We start from the raw sequence: 16,738 nt of genomic DNA, 5'->3' as shown, positions 1-16,738 counted from the left end.
GTAAACCGGCGCCGGCGGTGCTTTCTGCTGGCGGCCCCGGCGTCTTTCTCTCTGTGGGGCGCTTCGGGATTGACACCCGAACTGTGACCAATAGGCTGGCAAGCAGGCTTAGTTTTTGACTACCGATTGGAGCAGTAATGGGCCAGGACCAGTACACCTTCCAAGATCCCGTCAAGCGCTACCCCAGCATCGAGCCGCCCAAGCAGGACCAGCCGGAACCCGGGCTGGACAAGGAGCTGGAGCCCCAGACCGATCGCGGCGAAGACACCTACCGAGGAACGGGCAGGCTGAAGGGCCGTAAGGCACTGATTACGGGCTCGGATTCCGGTATCGGTGCGGCGGTGGCGATCGCCTTCGCTCGTGAAGGGGCCGACGTCGCCTTGTCCTACCTGCCGGAAGAGGAGGAAGACGCCAAGGTCGTGACCAGGGTGATCGAAGAGGCTGGCCAGAAAGCGGTCCAGCTGCCGGGCGACCTGACCGATTCAAACACCTGCCGCGAACAGGTCAAGAACGCAGTGGAGGGCCTCGGCGGCCTGGATATCCTGGTGAATAACGCCGGGCGGCAGATCGCCGTTGAGAAGCTTGAAGACCTCAGCGACGAGCAGTTCGACAAGACCTTCAAGACCAACATCTATGCATTCTTCTGGATCACGAAGGCGGCCCTGCCGCACCTGCAGCCCGGCTCCAGCATTATCAATACGACGTCGATCCAGGCCTACCAGCCCTCGCCGACGCTGATCGACTATGCGGCCACCAAGGGAGCGATCAATAACTTCACCAAGGGCCTGGCCCAGCAGTTGGCGCCGCGTGGCATCCGGGTGAATGCCGTTGCCCCGGGGCCGTTCTGGACTCCGCTGCAGGTCAGTGACGGACAGCCGAAGGAAGCCCTGCCGAAGTTCGGCAAGTCCACGCCGATCGGCAGGGCAGGGCAGCCTACCGAGCTCGCTCCGGCCTATGTGTTCCTGGCATCGTCGGAATCCAGCTACGTCATGGGCGAGACGCTGAACGTCAATGGCGGCTCGCCCTCGCCGTGACCGGCGGCGTGCGGGCTAGTAGGTGCTGAGGTACTGGGCGGCTTCGGTCAGCCCGAGCTGTTCGCCGAACTGCACCATGGCCAGTACAGCGCCAACCATGAGGGCGCCGAGTCCGGCGCATGCCGCGGTCATGATGCCTAGGACCTTGCGGTCCTCCGAGGTCAGGCCCGTCCGATCCGCCGGCAAAGCCAGATCCGCGGCGATGAGGTTCGGGGCCCGGTCCACGGTGCCGTCATCCAGAACGGCGACCACCGAGTTCGAGTGGCGGTCCAGCCGCATGGACGCAATGCTGCGGCCGTGCCGGGCCAGCAGGATATCGTGACCGACGCGCTGACGAGTGCGAAGCATATTTCCTCCGGGAAAATAGGGTGCCTGAAAAAGGCGTGAAATGAAGTGTGAAGTAGGCGGGCGTACACGATCTGTGGCCCTGATTCAATTTTAGTTAAGGCGGCCTGACACAACTGACCAAAACGAGGTGAATCCGGCCACCACAGCGGGTGAAGTTGGCCTCATGGGACCGTGACCTCGGCCATCAAGTGCAAGGGGAACGACAGTTTTTGGCGTGCCGCTCACCAGATGCGGCCGCCAGGGTCCCCGCCGGTTTCTTAGGACGCGATGTCCCGCCGGTCTTGGGGAGGCTGTGGAACCGCGGCGGAAGCCGGCGGCCTGCTAGGCATCGGAGGCCGCCGCACCGGGAGGGACATGCGTGGGGATGCAGGTCCTGCCGGCCTGGCGACGGGAGACTGACGGGCAGCTTCTGCGCGGGGGAGCGGGCCGACGCCTGCCACGGGAGCGTCCTTGCGTTGGAGGCCCAGTATCTTGCGTGCGATCTTGCGTCCGGCGAAACTCCGCCCCATGCCGGCCGCCTGTCGCATCAAGCCGGCAGCGGACCGGGCCGCCCATCCGGCAAGCCGTCCGGCGGCAGCAAGCAGTCGGACGCGAAGACCTGGCAATCGCCCTGAAAGATGGCCGCGGATGGCGTGCAACGATAAACCACCTGGCCAGGGCGGGCCGCCGGAGCGAAGCATGCCGGTCTTGCTGCGGACCTGCCGCAGTACAAAGGCGACGGCCTCGCTCGTGCGCTCCTGTGTGGTGTTGTAGGCGGCCGCGCGCTGGGACTTGTCCGGCCAGTTGGCCAGGAGGACCATGATGGCGGTCAGGGCAACGAGCAGGGACACCAGGACGAGCACGGCGCCGCCATAGAATGCGACGACGATTGCTTTTGGTGACTGGAAGATAGCGGCGATGAACTCGGCACTGCCGAGCAGGAGCCAGAGCCAGAATGCCCCGACGGCAAGCAGCGCTATGCCGGCACGTCTGAACTGCCGCAGCGCCTCGCGGGCGCGCCACGATTCGTCAGCCTCCACGCAACCTTCCCCCAACTCAGGCCTCTTATCGAGGCCGCCCAGGTTGATCATAGTTGGGCCAGCGCGATAACCGCGGCAGAATCGCAGTCGCGCCCCGGTGTGTCGTACGTCCCCGTCTGGACTGTTTCTGCTACGCGGCGCTGGAAGGAATCATCGGCAACCACTCAGGAACCACACAGACTCTGCCTATGGAAACCAGCTAAAGTAGATGCTCCGCCCCGGAAAGGAGTCACCGCCAATGCCCGCACGCCATCGCCAATCAGCGCCGTTGCGAATCGCGTTGATTGGTATCGACGGCGCCGGAAAAACGACGGCGGCACGTTACCTGGCGGACCAGCTCGCCTTGGGTGGGGCGCAGGTGCGGCTGTGCCGGAACCCGGGCGGGCGCAGGACACTGGACACTTTTGCCCGCCGGCTTGGTAGCAGCGCGGAAAAGATGCTCGGCGCCAGGTTGCTCAGCCGCTATGAAACGGTGGTCCGGGCCTTCGCCCTGCTCGGCAGCCTTGCCTCAATGGCTCCTGCCGACGTCGAAATCCACGACCGGTACCTGTACTGCCAGTTGGCAGCGAACGCGAAACGTGGCGTCGCACCCGGACTCTTGCTGCGCCTGCTCCGGAAGTTCGTTCCCCGGCCCGACTTTGTGCTTTATTTCGAGATTTCTCCCGCCCGCGCACTGGAGCGCATCGAGGTCCGTGGCACCGATACCGAAACGCTGGAGGACCTGCGGGACCTGGACGCGGCTTACCGTAGCTTGACGGACTTCGGCAGCTTCCGCCTGGTGCAGGCCGACAGGCCAGTGCAGGACATCCACCGCCAGATCGAGGCGATCTGCAGGCCCGCACTCACGGCCGGGCAAGAGGTCTCGGCACCTGCGAGCCGGACCTAAGCGTCAGTCATGCCGCTGCGGGAGAGGGCATGCAGCGGGCGCGATAACCTGCAGAGGGAGCGGCAAGGCTCCAGTCGAGCAGGAGACCAAGTACCTATGACCAAGCAGCCCACCGGCGCCTTACTGTTTGTCCTCAGCTGCGCCATGGGCGTGGGCCCGTTGCTGAATTACGGGCTGAGCGCCACGAGCCCGCTGATCATCACTGATCTGGGCATCAGCGAGTCACAGTTCGGCCTGCTCGCGACGGCAATCTTCGCCAGCGCCGCTGTCTGCAGCATGTGGCTGGGCCGGCTCAGCGACCGCATTTCCAACCGCGCGCAGTTGATTCTGATCTTCGCCGGTACCGCGGTAGCCCTGGTGATAGCCTCGCTGGCGCACCACTACCTCGTCCTGCTTGTCGCCGCGCTGCTCGCCGGTCCTGCCCAGGCCATCTCGAACCCCACCACCAACCGCATCATCATCCACCATGTGGCGGCGACCAAACGTCCCGGCTGGATCGGCGTGAAACAGTCAGGCGTGCAGGGCAGCCAGCTTTTCGCCGGCCTGTTCTTCCCTCCGGTCGCGCTCTGGCTGGGCTGGCAAGGAGCCACCGCACTTGCCGCAGTCGTCGCCGTCGGGCTGTTGCTGTACGGTCTGCGGCACCTGCCGGAGGAAAAACCAATAACGACGGCGACTCCCGGCCGCGCAGCTGCTCCGCCGGCCGGGGCGGAAGCCAAGGGATATCCGCTGGCCGTCTGGCTGTTTGCCGGCTACGCGTTGCTGACCGGGCTCGGCATGCAGGCCACCAACGTGTACCTGCCGCTGTTCACCGTTCGCGAGCTGGACTTTTCGCTGCTCCTTGGCGGCGTGGCCGCAGGCGTCTCCGGCGTGGTTGGGGTGACATCGCGCATTCTGTGGGGCCGCGAGATGGCCAGGGGCAGGCGGGCATCAACCCTGCTGATCCTGCTGGGGCTCGGCGCGCTGCTCGGTGCGGCAGCGCTGCTGGGGGCTGGCGAATTGGGCAGCCCGCTGTTGCTCTGGCTTGGCGTCGCCCTGCACGGGGCCACGGTGCTGGGGACCAACGTGGTGGTGATGGCCGGCGTCATGAAGGTGGTGCCCGCGCCGCGCGTAGGTTCTGCTTCGGGCGTGGTCTCGATGGGAATGTATGCCGGGTTTGCCGCAGGCCCGCTGCTGATGGGTCTGCTGCTGGAAGCCAGCGGCACTTTCCGCCCGGGCTGGATTCTGGTCGGAGCCGGCTACGTGCTTTGCGTCCTGCTGGCCATGGTGCTGCGACGCCACGGCAATCGGCACGGCGTCCCGAAGTAACGGCGCGGTAACACTCCTGCAGTCCCGCCGGGCCGCCGGTCGGAAGGTAATTGACAAGTCAAACGTCGCTGCTAAGTTCTTGGATAAGTTTACTTTCGGATTTGGAAAGCATGCTGTCCATCATAAAGGAGCATCCGATGACGCAACGGCAGGATATCCACGAGCTGCAGGACGCTACGGCGTGGGACAGCAAAGACCACAAGCTGGGTTTGGTGGGACAGGTCCACCGCGACAAGGACACGGGCCGGCTGGCATGGATTACGGTGGCGCTGGGACTGCTGGAAACGCGCGAACACTTCATCCCGCTCGCCGGGGCAAGAGTTGAAGGCACAAACGTCCACGTCGCGTACGACCATGACACCATCAAGGATTCTCCGGAAATCGACATCGAACCGGAAAAGGGTCTCTCTCCCGATGACGAGGCGAAGCTGAACCGCTACTACGGCCTCTAACTCCGCGACGCAGCGCCTCCAGCATCACTGCTCAAAGGAGGGAGCGCCGACAACTGGCATATGGTCGGTAGGATCGCGCGGCCGCTGATTTACCTGCGCGACTCGTCCACGTTCACGGTGCCGATGATGCTGTTCTTACTGGGCCATAGCACTTTTATAAAAGGCATCGCCACCACCGGCAACAAGGGCTGATGCCGCCACACCGGCGCACATGAAGAGGAGCAATGAAACAACGGGAGCTTGGCAAATCCGGACTGTCAGTGTCAGAAATCAGCTTTGGCGCCGGCGGCTACTGGGGCATGAAGGCTTTCAGCGAACGGCAGGCGGCGCGTCTGGTGGAGCAAGCCCTCGATGGCGGCGTCAACCTTTTCGATACCGGCCCCAACTACAGCCGCGGCAACGCTGAGGAGCGCCTGGGCCGCATTCTCAAGGGCCGGGGACGGGACCTCATCATTTCCACCAAGGTCGGCTCCCTGTGGTCCGGCGGGCGCAACGTGAAGGACTTTTCGCCGCGCGTCCTTGAGCGGAGCCTGCAGGAGAGTCTGAGGCGGCTGCAACTGGAGCACCTGCCGCTGCTGCACTTCCACGGCTATCCCCACCCTGCCGATCCAGCCATCGAAACAGTTCTCAAGCTCAAGGACAGGGGCATGATCGGTGCGCTGGGCGTATCGACGGGAGCGGGTGGCGCGAAACGGGCGCTGAAGCTCGGCATCTTCGACGCCCTGATGCTTGAATACAACCTGCTTGACCGTTCTCTGGAGCCGCTCATCACCAGGGCAGGGGCGGCAGGCATGGGGATCATAGTCAAGTCCCCGCTGGCCCAGACTTTATACTCGAGGAACATCTTTAGGCTCTCGAAGCCCAGCGACGTGTGGTATTTGGCCCGTGCCCTGAAAAACCATCGGCCAAAGTTCATCCATGGTCGGAAGTTCCGGTTTATCAACGACGTCGAAGGGCTCCAAGCCAGCGAGATAGCACTGGCCTTCGTGCTCAACAACAAGAACGTTACCAGCGCCGTCGTGGGCACAGTCAGGCCCGAGCACCTGAAGATCAATCTCGGCGCGGCGGAACTCGAACTCCCGAAGGAACTGCTGCGGCGCATCGAGGAGGCCGGATCGCGAGGAGTTCGTGCTGGCTCCACCGGCGCCTAATGTGGACGCCGTCAGGCAATATAGGCAGCGGCAGTCCAGAGCTGGAAGACAGCGTAGGCACGCAAGGGACGCCAGGCTTCGCCATGGGCGCGGACCTCTTGGACTGAGCTGGCACCGAGGGCACGTTTGAGTACCAGATCGCCCTCCGGATAGGCATTGCGGTCTCCGAGTGCACGCATGGCCAGATAGTCCACGGTCCAGGGGCCGATGCCGGGCAACGCCAGCAGGCGCCGGCGGATCCCGGCATGGTCGCCGGCCGGATCAATGGCCAGGCCGTCGGCACAGGCTACTGCCAGGGCATGGACTGTGCGCGAGCGGGCTCCGGTGAGCCCGACTGCCTGCTGGATCCGTTCGGCTCCGGCACCTGCGAGGGCGGATGGGGCCGGGAACAGGTGCAGGCCGGCGAGTCCGGGACTGCCGAAAGCGCTGAGGAGCCTGCCGGCAAAGGTCCGTGCGGCCGCAAGCGAGACCTGCTGGCCGAGGACCGTGCAGACGGCTCCTTCGAAGCCGTCCAGGTAACCGGGAATCCGAAGGCCCGGACGCGCCGCGAGGAGCGGACCGACCAGCGGATCCTGCCCCAGTACGCCGCGGACCGTTTCCGGGTCCGTGTCCAGATCAAGCCAGCGCCGCACCGCCGTCGTTATTTCGGCGATGGTGGTGGGATCACCGGTTTCCACCGCCAGCGACGGGTCGCCGGGGCCGAAGCGCACAGTCCCGGCGACCGGGCCCGACGATGTGGCGAAGATCCGTGTATGGGTGCCGGCGTCGAGGTCCGTTGTTTCGAGGCCCGGCACGGCATGGGCGGCCAGGGCCGCCAGCGCCGCACCGGCGTCGTACGGAGGCAGGACCTCCAGTGCAACCTCCACTTAGCGGGCTTTGACCGCCAGCACGGGGCAGTCGACGGTGAGCAGGATTTCCTGGGCGGTGCTGCCCATGATGAGTTTGCCGACCGGAGTGCGCTTGCGCAGGCCGATGACCAGCAGCGATGCCGGCAGGCTCTCGGCCAGTTCCTGGATCTCCTCCACAGCGTCCTTGCCGCGGACAAACTGCTTGAATTCTGCGTCCAGGCCGGAATTGTTCAGCTCGCGGGTGACCCATTCGGCGTCGTGCGTATCTGCCAGCGAGGAGTCTTTATGCGGGCCCCCGGGGCTGGCGTTGACAACGACCAGCTTCTCGTTCTGGGCGGTGGCCATCTGGATACCTTTGGACAGAGCGGCACGGCCTTCCGGGCGCGGCGCGTAGGCGACAAGTATGGTCACGACTTCTCCTTCGAACAGCACGTGTCAACGTCTTGCCCGGGCGGCATCGTTGCCGGCCGGCAGATGCTGGCGCGGACACCGGCATCTGCAATCATTGTGGCACGCGGCTGTCAGGTCCGTGATTCGGCCGGAAATTGTGACGGTTCCGCAATCCGGATCGGCTGGTGCGGAAGCTCGGTTCGGCTTTTCAGCCCCAGATTCCGGAGCTGCCGCGCCGGTGGCTGTCCACCAGGTGGGTGTCGATCATGCCGATGGCTTCCATCAGCGCGAACATGGTGGTGGGGCCGACGAAGGCGAACCCTCGCTTGCGCAAGGCCTTGGACAAGGCGATGGACTCCGCGGATGTGGTCGGGACCTGCTCTATGCTTTTGGGCGCCGGAGTAGCATCCGGTTTGAAGGACCAAACGAACTCATCCAGCCCGCCGTCCTCGCGCAGGGCGATGGTCGCCTTGGCATTGGTGATCGCGGCGGTGATCTTCGCACGGTTACGCACAATCCCGGCGTTCTGCATCAGGCGCTCGACATCGGCGTCGCTGAAAGCAGCAACCGTGTCCGGATGGAAGTCCTTGAAGGCCTCACGGAAGGCCGGACGCTTGCGCAGGATGGTGGCCCAGGACAGCCCGGCCTGGAATCCTTCCAGACTGATCCGTTCGTAGATGGCCTGCTCGCCGTGGACGGGCATGCCCCATTCGGTGTCGTAATACTCGCGCAGCATCGGGTCCACCGCGGCCCACGCCGGTCGGGCCAGCCCGTCCTCGCAGAGCACGACGCCGGAAGCGAGTTTTTCCATGGGTTCGATTATCTCCTGCCGGTCCGGGTGCGTCAGGCCAGGCCGGTGACGCGCATGGTGAGGTTCAGCCGGCCCGATGCCAGTCCGCAGGCCGGATCGGCGGTACCGGGGTAAATCTTGGGTACACCGTGGTACGCGAAGCGGCTGGGACCGCCGAAGACAAACAGGTCCCCGGAGCGGAGCCTGAGATCTGTGTACGGTTTGGTGCGGGTCTGCGTGTTGCCGAAGCGGAAGAGGCAGTCGTCTCCGACGCTGAGGGAGACCACGGGCAGGTCCGTTTTCTCATCCTTGTCCTGGTGCATGCCCATTTTGGCCGTGTCGTCGTAGAAGTTGATGAGCGCAATGTCGGGGTTATAGGCAGCGCCTGCGGACTCCGCCGCAGGGCCGTAGGCGTCCGCCAGCGCCTTGCGTCCCCACTCGGCCAGCCACTCGGGGAACTCAATCACCCGGCCGCCGCCGGCATCCTCCGCCACGCGGGAATACTTGTAGGGCTGCCAGTGCCACCCCAGGCACACGGTTTGAACGCTCATCTCATGCCCGCCTGGCAGCTTGGCCGCGCGGAAGGGGACCGGCCCGCGTCCCCACATGCGGCAGGCTTCCACCAGTTGGGCCTGCTGTTCCAGGTTGAGCCAACCGGGCACATGGACGGCGCCGGGAGCGACCTCCACCGGTTCCGCCGGGACGGGGTCGAAGAGCGCGTTCAAGCCGCTGCCTCCAGGGTGAGAAGGATCTGCTTGGCTTCAGTGCCGCCCAGATAGCCCCCGAAGCTGCCGTCGGAGCGGACCACCCGATGGCAGGGAACCACGACCGGCAGGGGATTGGTGCCGCAGGCGGTGCCGACCGCGCGGACGGCCTTGGGGCTGCCAGCAGCCGCGGCGACCTGGGCGTAGCTTTCGGTCCGGCCATAGGCGATCTGCGGCAGGTGGGCGAGCACCTCACGGCGGAAGCCTTTGGCCAACCGCCAGTCCAGCGGCAGCTCGAACTCCCGGCGGTGTCCCGCGAAGTACTCGTCCAGTTGGCGCACAGCTGTCTCCAGCCGGGCCGGGGAGTGCAGGATGCGGGGGCTGATTTTGTCTGCCAGCTGCTCCAGCACGGCGTCGTGGTTTTCCCGGTCGAAGGCGACACGGACCAGGCCCTGGTCCGTGGCGGCCAGCAGCAGTTTGCCGATGGGAGTGTCCAGAGTTGTGTAGGACAAGTCCAGCAAACCGGCTTCGGCGGCAGCGACCGCCAGCCGTGACTGCAGTGCGCGGAGCGCGGCAGGATCAACGGCCCGCAACGGGGCCGGCAGGGTGGAGGACTCCGGTTCAACGGTGCTCATCGGGCCTCTCCTTTCGGAACGGAAATGCTGGTGGAGGCCGGCACGGAGCCGACCGGAACGGGAACTGGAGCCACGGACACTGCGGCAGGAACCAGATAGGTCCGCCGCAGGTTCTTGATGCCGTCCGAGGCCGCGCGCCGGACCGCTTCCGGTGTCGAACCGGTAATGGCGGCAACCTCTCGGTGGGGCAGGCCGGCCAGATAGTGGTACGCGATCGCCTCACGCTGCCGGTCCGGAAGCGCCTTCACCGCATCCCACAAATCCTGGGTCTCTTCCGGCGGATCTGCGGACGGACGTTCGGGCAGCTCTTCCACCGGCAGCGGATTACGCGCCCGTTTCCGGGTGACGTCAATGGCTTTGCGGTGTGCGATGGTTACCAGCCATGCCTCCGTATTGGCCGATTCGGGCAGTTCGGGGTAGGCCTTGAGGGCGGACAGGAACGTTTCGGACCAGGCATCCTCGGCCTCGTCCGGTCCCAGTACGGCGCGGCAGACCCGCAGGACCATCGCGCCGTGCTCGGTGACGAGCTGCTCGAAGGGTTTCATGCTGTGTAGACGCTGCCGGAGTTCATGATGTGAGGTTACGTCCTAGAAAAGTTTGGCGGCCTTGATTTCCACAGGCTCCTCCAGCTCAAGCAGGAACCTTTTGCGCTCGAGTCCGCCGGCATAACCCACCAGCCGGCCGTCTGCTCCTACAACCCGGTGGCACGGCACGATAATGGAGATCGGGTTGCGGCCATTGGCGTTGCCGACGGCCTGGGCAAGATGAGCGTCACCGAGTTCCCGGGCTAGCTGGCCGTACGAGCGGGTCTGGCCGTACGGAATCCGCCGCAGCAAATCCCACACTTTCTGCTGGAACGCGTCGCCCTTGGGGCTCAGCGGCAGGTCGAACTCGGTGCGTTCGCCGGCAAAATACTCCGACAGCTGGCGTTTGGCTTCGGTAAACCCTGCGTCCACGCGGGGACCAAAGGCTTCGGCATCCGGCATTCGTTTATGGGCAGGAAAATATGCACCGGTCAGGGAGCCGTCGACCGCCACGAGGGTGAGCTCGCCGATGGGAGTGTCGATTACGGAATGCACTGCAGGCATGGGAGCGCTCCTTCCACAACGCCATTATCTCCGATACGTAAACGTGCGGGCAGACGATTGTGTGAGGTCCAGGAACGACTGCAATAAATACGTAACGCGATTGTTTCTTATTAGATCGAAGCATAGGCTACCCTTACTTTTGTTCGTTATCTCTGAGCCGAGGAGTCCCATCGTGGCCCTTTCCCGTGTCCGCGGCATGCTTGCCGCAGCCGCCGTCGTTCTTCTGTCCGTATCCGCCTGTTCCACCGGTCCTGCCGGCGGTTCCACAGGTGGTGAAACCGCCGCAGGGTCTTCGGATGCCTTCCCGGTGACCATTGAGCATGCCTTTGGCGAGACCGTCATCGAAGAGCAGCCCGAACGCGTGGCCACGGTTTCCTGGGTGAACGACGACGTAGCGCTGTCGCTCGGCGTCGTGCCGGTCGGAATGCCTGCAGTCGAGTGGGGCGGAAACGAGAACAAATCCACGCCGTGGAAGGATGCCAAGCTTGAGGAGCTCGGGGCTCCCATTGGTTCCGAGAAGGCTCCGGAGCAGTACTCCGAGGCCGATGGCATCGCGTTTGATGAGATTGCCGCGCTGACCCCGGATGTCATTCTTGCCGCCTATTCCGGCCTGACCCAGGAAGACTACGACACCTTGAGCAAGATCGCTCCCGTGGTGGCTTATCCGGAACTGGCCTACGGCACGGACTGGCAGGACTCCACGATGATGATCGGCGAGGCACTGGGCAAGACCGAAGAAGCCAAGAAGCTGGTCGCCGAGACCGAGCAGACGATCGATGCCAAGGCCTCCGAGTACCCGCAGCTGGCCGGTAAGTCGTTTATCTACGGCAATCTGGAGCCCGCCAAGGGCGACGGCGTCAACGTCTACACGATGAACGACAACCGTCCGAAGTTCCTCACCAGCATCGGCATGAAGCAGGCCGACGTCGTCACGGAAGGCACCAGCGACTCCGGCGAGTTCTTTATCCCGTGGTCCGCCGAAAAGGCCAACGAGCTCGAATCCGACGTTTTCGTCACCTGGGTACCCGATGCCAAGACCAAGCAGCAGGTCATCGAGGATCCGCTGCTGAGCCAGATTCCCGCCGTCGAAAATGACGCTCTGGTTGCCGATTCGGACAACACCCTGACGCTGTCCATCTCCGCCGCATCCCCGCTGAGCCTGCCGTGGGCACTGGATCAGTTCCTGCCGATGCTCGGCGAAGCAGCCGACGCAGCGGAAGCCGCGAACGCCAAATAATCCCGCTACCCGCAGCAACATAAGGGCGCCCGGTCTGACCGGGCGCCCTTATGCTTCCCATCACATAGTCTTGTTGTGCCCGCACGCGGGCGGAGGCATCTGTAAGGCATAAGCGCGACCAGCGGGGTGGGGCAGTGGTGGATACGGTCAGCGGAGCGCGGCGGGCGTTGTCGGGCGGCATGCTCATAACCGGCGTGCTGCTGGTGGCCGCCAACCTGCGGCCGGTCCTCACCAGCGTCGGACCGCTGCTGGACCAGATCGGGGCCGACACCGGCCTGGGCGCTGCGGCGCTGGGGCTGCTGGCTGCCGTCCCGCTGCTGGCCTTCGGCGTCATCTCCCCGCTGGCCCACGGGATAAGCGAGAAGTTCGGGGTGGAGCGTACCGTCTTCGCCGCGCTCCTGCTGCTCATCGCAGGCACCTTCCTGCGACCGGCTCCGGGCAGTATCGTCAATCTCTGGCTGGGAACGTTCATTATCGGCGCGGCCATCGCCGTCGGCAATGTGCTGCTGCCCGCGATCCTCAAGCGGGACTTCCCGGACAAGATGGCCACGCTCACCGGCGCTTATTCCGCTGTGCTCGGCGGCATTGCCTCGCTCGGCGCGGGGCTCTCGGTGCCGCTGTCGCTGCTTCCAATCAACGACGGCGAACCGGCCGGCTGGCGCTTTGCCCTCGTCATCTACGTGGTGCTGGCGATTCCGGCCGTGCTGGCCTGGGTGCCGCGGCTGCGGATCCGTGCCAGCTCGGCCCAGGCCCAGCTCAATGCCGCCGTGCCGGCGCCCGTCCGCGGATCGGTGTGGAAATCCGGCGTCGCCTGGCAGGTCACCTTGTATATGGGGCTGCAATCCATGGCGTTCTACATTCTGATCACCTGGCTGCCCACGCTGGAACGCTCGCACGGACGCGGGGACGTGGCCTCCGGCTGGGACCTGATGATGTTTCAGCTGATCGGCATCGTCTCCAGCCTGCTGACCCCGCTGATCCTGAAGGGGAAAAACCAGCGGTTCCCGGCCGCGTTGCCCCCGCTGCTGATTGTTGCCGGCGTGCTGGGAATCCTGCTCCTGCCCGGCGCCATGCTGCTGTGGGTGCTGGTGGCCGGGTTCGGCTGCGGCAGCTCGCTGGTGACGGCATTGGCACTGTTCGGACTGCGTACCCGAACGCACCGGGAAGCCAGCGCACTCTCCGGGATGGCCCAGTCGATCGGCTACCTGCTGGCGGCCGCCGGGCCGCCGCTGTTCGGCGGCCTGTTCGCAGCCACCGGCCGGTGGGAGGCTTCGCTGATCCTGCTGTGCGTGGTTTCCGCCGCGCAGGCCGTGACCGGGCTGTTTGCCGGCAGGGACAGATTCGCCTTCGCCGGCTGAATCCGGCGCCGGGACCCCGGTGGGGCCCCGGCGGCCGGTCAGCCTACCGGGACCCGGTGCAGGCTGCTCAGCCGGCCCCGACAATCAGCAGGGTCGCGGAGAACACCAGTCCGGAAGCGATCAGCGTGATGACGGTGTAGCCGAGGATGTCCCGCATTTTCAGCCCGGCAATGGCCAGCAGCGGCAGCGCCCAGAACGGCTGGATCATGTTGGTCCACTGGTCGCCATAGGACACCGCCATGATGGCTACCGCAGGATCCACGTCCAGCCGGGCAGCGGCGTCGAGCATGATGGGTCCCTGGACCGCGAACTGGCCGCCGCCGGAAGGGACGAAGAAGTTCACCAGCCCGGCGGAGAGCAGGGCGAGGAAGCCGAAGGTCTGCGGGGTGGAAACGTTCACGAAGAAATCGGATATCACGGTGATCAGCCCGGTGGCGGTCATGATGCCCATGATGCCGGCGTAGAGCGGGAACTGGAGCAGGATGTCACCGACGTTGGACGCGGCATTCTTGATCAGCGCGATCAGCTCGAACGGATTGCGCACCAGCAGGAAGATCAGCGTCAGGAAGGACCAGTTCACAATGTCCAGGGTCAGCGTGCCGCCTTGGCTGAAGTGGATCACCAGGTAGGCCACCAGCGCCAGTCCGACCACCAGGGTCAGGATGCGGCTGGCGTCCACACGGTCGGCCGGGGTGACCACCTCGTCGTCCAGATCCGCTTCGCCTTCACGGGCATCCACCGCGAGTTCCACGATTTTGTCATCGCCGCGCGGCGCCACCAGGGCCAGTGCGCCCCCGACCACGATGACCGTGGCCACGGCGGCGAGGATGTTCCAGAGCGAGAACGTGGTTTCGCTGACCGGGATGGTGCGGCCGATCTGCTCCGCCAGGAAAGACCCCTCGGTGGCGGCGGTCAACGGCCCGGAGCCGGAGTAGCCCATGTGCCAGACGACGAAGCCGGAGAAGGCGGCGGCCACCAGCATCGGGAAGTGCAGCCGCACGCCCTTGGCCCGCAGTTGGGCGGCAACCTCCTTGGCCAGCAGGGCGCCGACCACCAGGCCCAGCCCCCAGGTGATCAGGGAAGCGACCGCGGCGATGACGAAGACGAAGACGTAGGCTTGGATGGGGCCCCGCGGCAGGCCGCCCAGGAACGACAGCAGTTTCCTGACCGGCCGCGTATTGGCCAGGGTGTGGCCGAGCAGCAGGATCAACGCCATCTGCGTCATGAAGGCGAGCAGGCCGGACAGCCCGTCACCCCAGCCCTTGATGACCTCGACCGGTCCGGCATCGGTGAGGATCAGGGCCATGATCGCCACCACCACGCTCAGCACGATCGCGAAAACCAGCGCACTGGGGATGTACCGCTCCACCAGCGAATTGACCGGGCGCATGAAAGCGGAGACCGGGTTTCTTCCCTTGTTGCTTACAGATGACATGGAAACCTCCTGCGTAGCGACGTCGTTGTCGGCGCGTAGGGCGCCAATTTGTTGCCTTAGACCCTTACCCTAGCGATGAGTGTCACATCTCCGCGGGATCTTGAGGCCTGCCCGGATGCGATAGGCCGTCCGGCTGCCGCAAATTCCCGTCGCCATGGAAGCCCGCGCCGGTTGCGGGATAGGGTGAAACCATGAGCCAGACGAGCGCGCGCACCGAAAACTCAGCCCCCGCCAGCGAGTACAGCACCAAGGGTGCCTACGTCCACACCGGCGAAGAGTTCACCCGGGACACCCATTACATCGAGGACAGGATTGTCCGCGGCGGGGACAACCCCAACGAAGGGCGCTGGCCGGTGGAGCCCGGACGCTACCGTCTGGTTGCCGCGCGCGCCTGCCCCTGGGCCAACCGGACCATCATTGTCCGCCGCCTGCTCGGACTTGAGGACGTGCTTTCCATCGGCATGCCCGGCCCCACCCATGATGCGCGCAGCTGGACCTTCGACCTGGACGACGGCGGCAAGGACCCGGTCCTGGGCATCGAGCGCCTGCAGCAGGCCTACTTCACTCGCTTCCCGGACTACCCGCGGGGAATTACGGTTCCCGCCGTCGTCGATGTCGCCTCCGGCGCCGTGGTGACCAACAACTACCCGCAGATCACGCTGGACTTCGCCACCGAATGGACCGAGTTCCACCGCGAGGGCGCACCGGACCTCTACCCGGAGCACCTGCGCGAGGAGATGGCAGAGGTGAATAAGCGGGTGTTCACCGAGGTCAACAACGGCGTCTATCGCTGCGGTTTCGCCGGTTCGCAGGAGGCCTACAACAAGGCCTACGAGCGGCTGTGGACGGCGATGGACTGGCTCGAGGAACGCCTCAGCACCCGCCGTTTCCTGATGGGGGAAACCATCACCGAAGCGGACGTGCGTCTTTTCACTACGCTGGTGCGCTTCGACCCGGTCTACCACGGCCACTTCAAATGCAACCGGAACAAGCTCACGGAGATGCCCGCGCTCTGGGGCTACGCCCGCGACCTGTTCCAGACGCCCGGCTTCGGCGACACCATCGACTTCGAGCAGATCAAGCAGCACTACTACATCGTGCACGAGGACATTAACCCCACGCAGATCGTCCCGCAGGGTCCGGAGCTGTCGAACTGGCTGAGCGACCACGGCCGCGAAGCCCTCGGCGGCAGTCCCTTCGGCAACGGCACCGCGCCCGGACCGGTCCGCGACTCGGAGCGGGTGAGCGCAGGGCACAACCCCCTCTACCCGGCATGAACAACGACGGCGGCATCTCCGCCCAGACGCAGCTGCGGCCGAGGATTGCGGTCAGCTATGCGCAAGACGCGGCCTCCCATCCGGCGTGGTTCTCCGAGGTGCTCGCGGATCTGGCCCGCCGGGCGGTGGCAGGCCTGGACGCGGCCGGGGCCAACGCCGTCGTTATCAACGCCTCCTCCGGACACGTGTTCACCGCCAAGGATTACGACGGCGTGCTCATTCTCGGCGGGGGAGACGTGGACCCGGCGCGGTACGGCGGCAATACCGATGAGCCCACGGTGCATTGCGTCGACACGACCGCGGACGAGACCGAGATCGACCTGGTCATCGGCGCGGTCGAGAACGGCCGGCCGGTCCTTGGAATCTGCCGCGGACTGCAGCTCATCAACGTGGCCTTCGCCGGTTCCCTGACCGAAGACCTGGGACCGGAGTCGCTCCACAAAATCCACCAGGAACGGCCGCCGATGGCCACCCATCCGGTGGCGATCGGCCGCGGAACCTTGCTGGCCGGAGCGCTCGGCCCGGGCGAAACGATGGTCCGGTCCGGACACCATCAGGCCGTCCGCAGGCTCGGCGACCGGCTCCGGGTAGTGGCGGCCGCCCCCGACGGCGTGGTGGAAGCGGTGGAGCTGGCACGCCGTGACGAGGGCTGGCTGCTCGCCGTGCAGTGGCATCCTGAGGCCGCGGGCACTCCTGACGGGCAGCTTGCGGCCCTGTTAAAGGCCTTCGTCACCGCCTGCCGGGAACGGATCGAACCACCCGGACTCGCCTGAGCTGAGTC

At 65.3% G+C, this 16,738-nt stretch carries 19 protein-coding genes; 9 read left to right on the top strand and 10 right to left on the bottom strand.

Going from position 1 to position 16,738, the window contains the following annotated elements:
* The first annotated feature begins 137 nt into the window (after positions 1-137).
* Positions 138-1,034, top strand: a complete 897-nt coding sequence (locus tag AC5RWO_RS14880; RefSeq protein WP_498732204.1) for a glucose 1-dehydrogenase — start codon at positions 138-140, stop codon at positions 1,032-1,034.
* A 15-nt stretch (positions 1,035-1,049) separates the two neighbouring features.
* Here AC5RWO_RS14880 and AC5RWO_RS14875 read toward each other — a convergent pair whose 3' ends face one another.
* Positions 1,050-1,382, bottom strand: a complete 333-nt coding sequence (locus AC5RWO_RS14875) for a hypothetical protein (RefSeq protein ID WP_498732202.1) — start codon at positions 1,380-1,382, stop codon at positions 1,050-1,052.
* Between the two features lie 257 nt (positions 1,383-1,639).
* A complete protein-coding gene (locus AC5RWO_RS14870) occupies positions 1,640-2,401 on the bottom strand; it encodes a hypothetical protein (protein WP_498732201.1) in 762 nt (253 codons plus the stop codon).
* A gap of 238 nt (positions 2,402-2,639) precedes the next feature.
* Between AC5RWO_RS14870 and AC5RWO_RS14865 the strand changes: the two genes are divergently transcribed.
* From AC5RWO_RS14865 to AC5RWO_RS14850, 4 genes are all read left to right on the top strand, one after another.
* A complete protein-coding gene (locus AC5RWO_RS14865; protein WP_498732200.1) occupies positions 2,640-3,287 on the top strand; it encodes a dTMP kinase in 648 nt (215 codons plus the stop codon).
* A gap of 96 nt (positions 3,288-3,383) precedes the next feature.
* Positions 3,384-4,592, top strand: coding sequence for an MFS transporter (locus AC5RWO_RS14860; RefSeq protein ID WP_498732198.1), 1,209 nt, complete (start codon positions 3,384-3,386; stop codon positions 4,590-4,592).
* 137 nt (positions 4,593-4,729) lie between these two features.
* On the top strand, positions 4,730-5,044 hold the full coding sequence (locus AC5RWO_RS14855; RefSeq protein WP_498732197.1) for a PRC-barrel domain-containing protein: 315 nt from the start codon (positions 4,730-4,732) through the stop codon (positions 5,042-5,044).
* Positions 5,045-5,268: 224 nt separating this feature from the next.
* Entirely contained in the window at positions 5,269-6,195 is a 927-nt protein-coding gene (locus tag AC5RWO_RS14850) for an aldo/keto reductase (RefSeq protein ID WP_498732196.1), read from the top strand.
* 11 nt (positions 6,196-6,206) lie between these two features.
* Here AC5RWO_RS14850 and AC5RWO_RS14845 read toward each other — a convergent pair whose 3' ends face one another.
* The 7 genes from AC5RWO_RS14845 to AC5RWO_RS14815 all read right to left on the bottom strand — a co-directional run bounded on the left by AC5RWO_RS14845 (position 6,207) and on the right by AC5RWO_RS14815 (position 10,650).
* The gene (locus tag AC5RWO_RS14845) at positions 6,207-7,061 is read right to left on the bottom strand and encodes a DNA-3-methyladenine glycosylase family protein (RefSeq protein WP_498732195.1); all 855 of its coding nucleotides are present in this window, start codon (positions 7,059-7,061) and stop codon (positions 6,207-6,209) included.
* Complete coding sequence (locus tag AC5RWO_RS14840; RefSeq protein WP_074701012.1) at positions 7,062-7,454, bottom strand: universal stress protein; 393 nt, start codon at positions 7,452-7,454, stop codon at positions 7,062-7,064.
* Positions 7,455-7,641: 187 nt separating this feature from the next.
* Complete coding sequence (locus tag AC5RWO_RS14835) at positions 7,642-8,244, bottom strand: DNA-3-methyladenine glycosylase I (protein ID WP_498732193.1); 603 nt, start codon at positions 8,242-8,244, stop codon at positions 7,642-7,644.
* A gap of 32 nt (positions 8,245-8,276) precedes the next feature.
* A complete protein-coding gene (locus tag AC5RWO_RS14830; RefSeq protein WP_498732192.1) occupies positions 8,277-8,948 on the bottom strand; it encodes an alpha-ketoglutarate-dependent dioxygenase AlkB family protein in 672 nt (223 codons plus the stop codon).
* Positions 8,945-9,562, bottom strand: coding sequence for a methylated-DNA--[protein]-cysteine S-methyltransferase (locus tag AC5RWO_RS14825; protein ID WP_498732190.1), 618 nt, complete (start codon positions 9,560-9,562; stop codon positions 8,945-8,947). Before AC5RWO_RS14825 ends, AC5RWO_RS14830 begins: the two co-directional genes overlap by 4 nt.
* Complete coding sequence (locus AC5RWO_RS14820) at positions 9,559-10,107, bottom strand: RNA polymerase sigma factor (RefSeq protein ID WP_498732189.1); 549 nt, start codon at positions 10,105-10,107, stop codon at positions 9,559-9,561. Before AC5RWO_RS14820 ends, AC5RWO_RS14825 begins: the two co-directional genes overlap by 4 nt.
* A gap of 42 nt (positions 10,108-10,149) precedes the next feature.
* The gene (locus tag AC5RWO_RS14815; RefSeq protein ID WP_498732188.1) at positions 10,150-10,650 is read right to left on the bottom strand and encodes a methylated-DNA--[protein]-cysteine S-methyltransferase; all 501 of its coding nucleotides are present in this window, start codon (positions 10,648-10,650) and stop codon (positions 10,150-10,152) included.
* Between the two features lie 196 nt (positions 10,651-10,846).
* On the opposite strand from AC5RWO_RS14815, the gene AC5RWO_RS14810 reads away from it, so the two are divergent.
* Positions 10,847-11,887 (top strand): iron-siderophore ABC transporter substrate-binding protein, encoded by a 1,041-nt coding sequence (locus AC5RWO_RS14810; RefSeq protein WP_498732340.1) that lies wholly within the window; start codon positions 10,847-10,849, stop codon positions 11,885-11,887.
* Positions 11,888-12,024: 137 nt separating this feature from the next.
* Positions 12,025-13,245, top strand: a complete 1,221-nt coding sequence (locus AC5RWO_RS14805; RefSeq protein ID WP_498732187.1) for a CynX/NimT family MFS transporter — start codon at positions 12,025-12,027, stop codon at positions 13,243-13,245.
* Between the two features lie 67 nt (positions 13,246-13,312).
* Here AC5RWO_RS14805 and AC5RWO_RS14800 read toward each other — a convergent pair whose 3' ends face one another.
* Positions 13,313-14,680: a short-chain fatty acid transporter gene (locus AC5RWO_RS14800; RefSeq protein ID WP_498732186.1), complete on the bottom strand. Its 1,368-nt coding sequence runs from the start codon at positions 14,678-14,680 to the stop codon at positions 13,313-13,315.
* A 191-nt stretch (positions 14,681-14,871) separates the two neighbouring features.
* Between AC5RWO_RS14800 and AC5RWO_RS14795 the strand changes: the two genes are divergently transcribed.
* Positions 14,872-15,957 carry a glutathione S-transferase family protein gene (locus AC5RWO_RS14795; RefSeq protein ID WP_498732184.1) on the top strand — a complete coding sequence of 362 codons (1,086 nt, stop codon included), beginning with the start codon at positions 14,872-14,874 and terminating at the stop codon, positions 15,955-15,957.
* Positions 15,954-16,730, top strand: coding sequence for a gamma-glutamyl-gamma-aminobutyrate hydrolase family protein (locus tag AC5RWO_RS14790; protein ID WP_498732183.1), 777 nt, complete (start codon positions 15,954-15,956; stop codon positions 16,728-16,730). The genes AC5RWO_RS14795 and AC5RWO_RS14790 overlap by 4 nt, the downstream gene beginning before the upstream one ends.
* Positions 16,731-16,738: the final 8 nt, after the last annotated feature.

This window comes from Arthrobacter sp. B055-34, from assembly GCF_059090425.1.
Note: the sequence above shows the minus strand (reverse complement) of the source record. Positions and strands in the feature narration are given on the sequence as shown.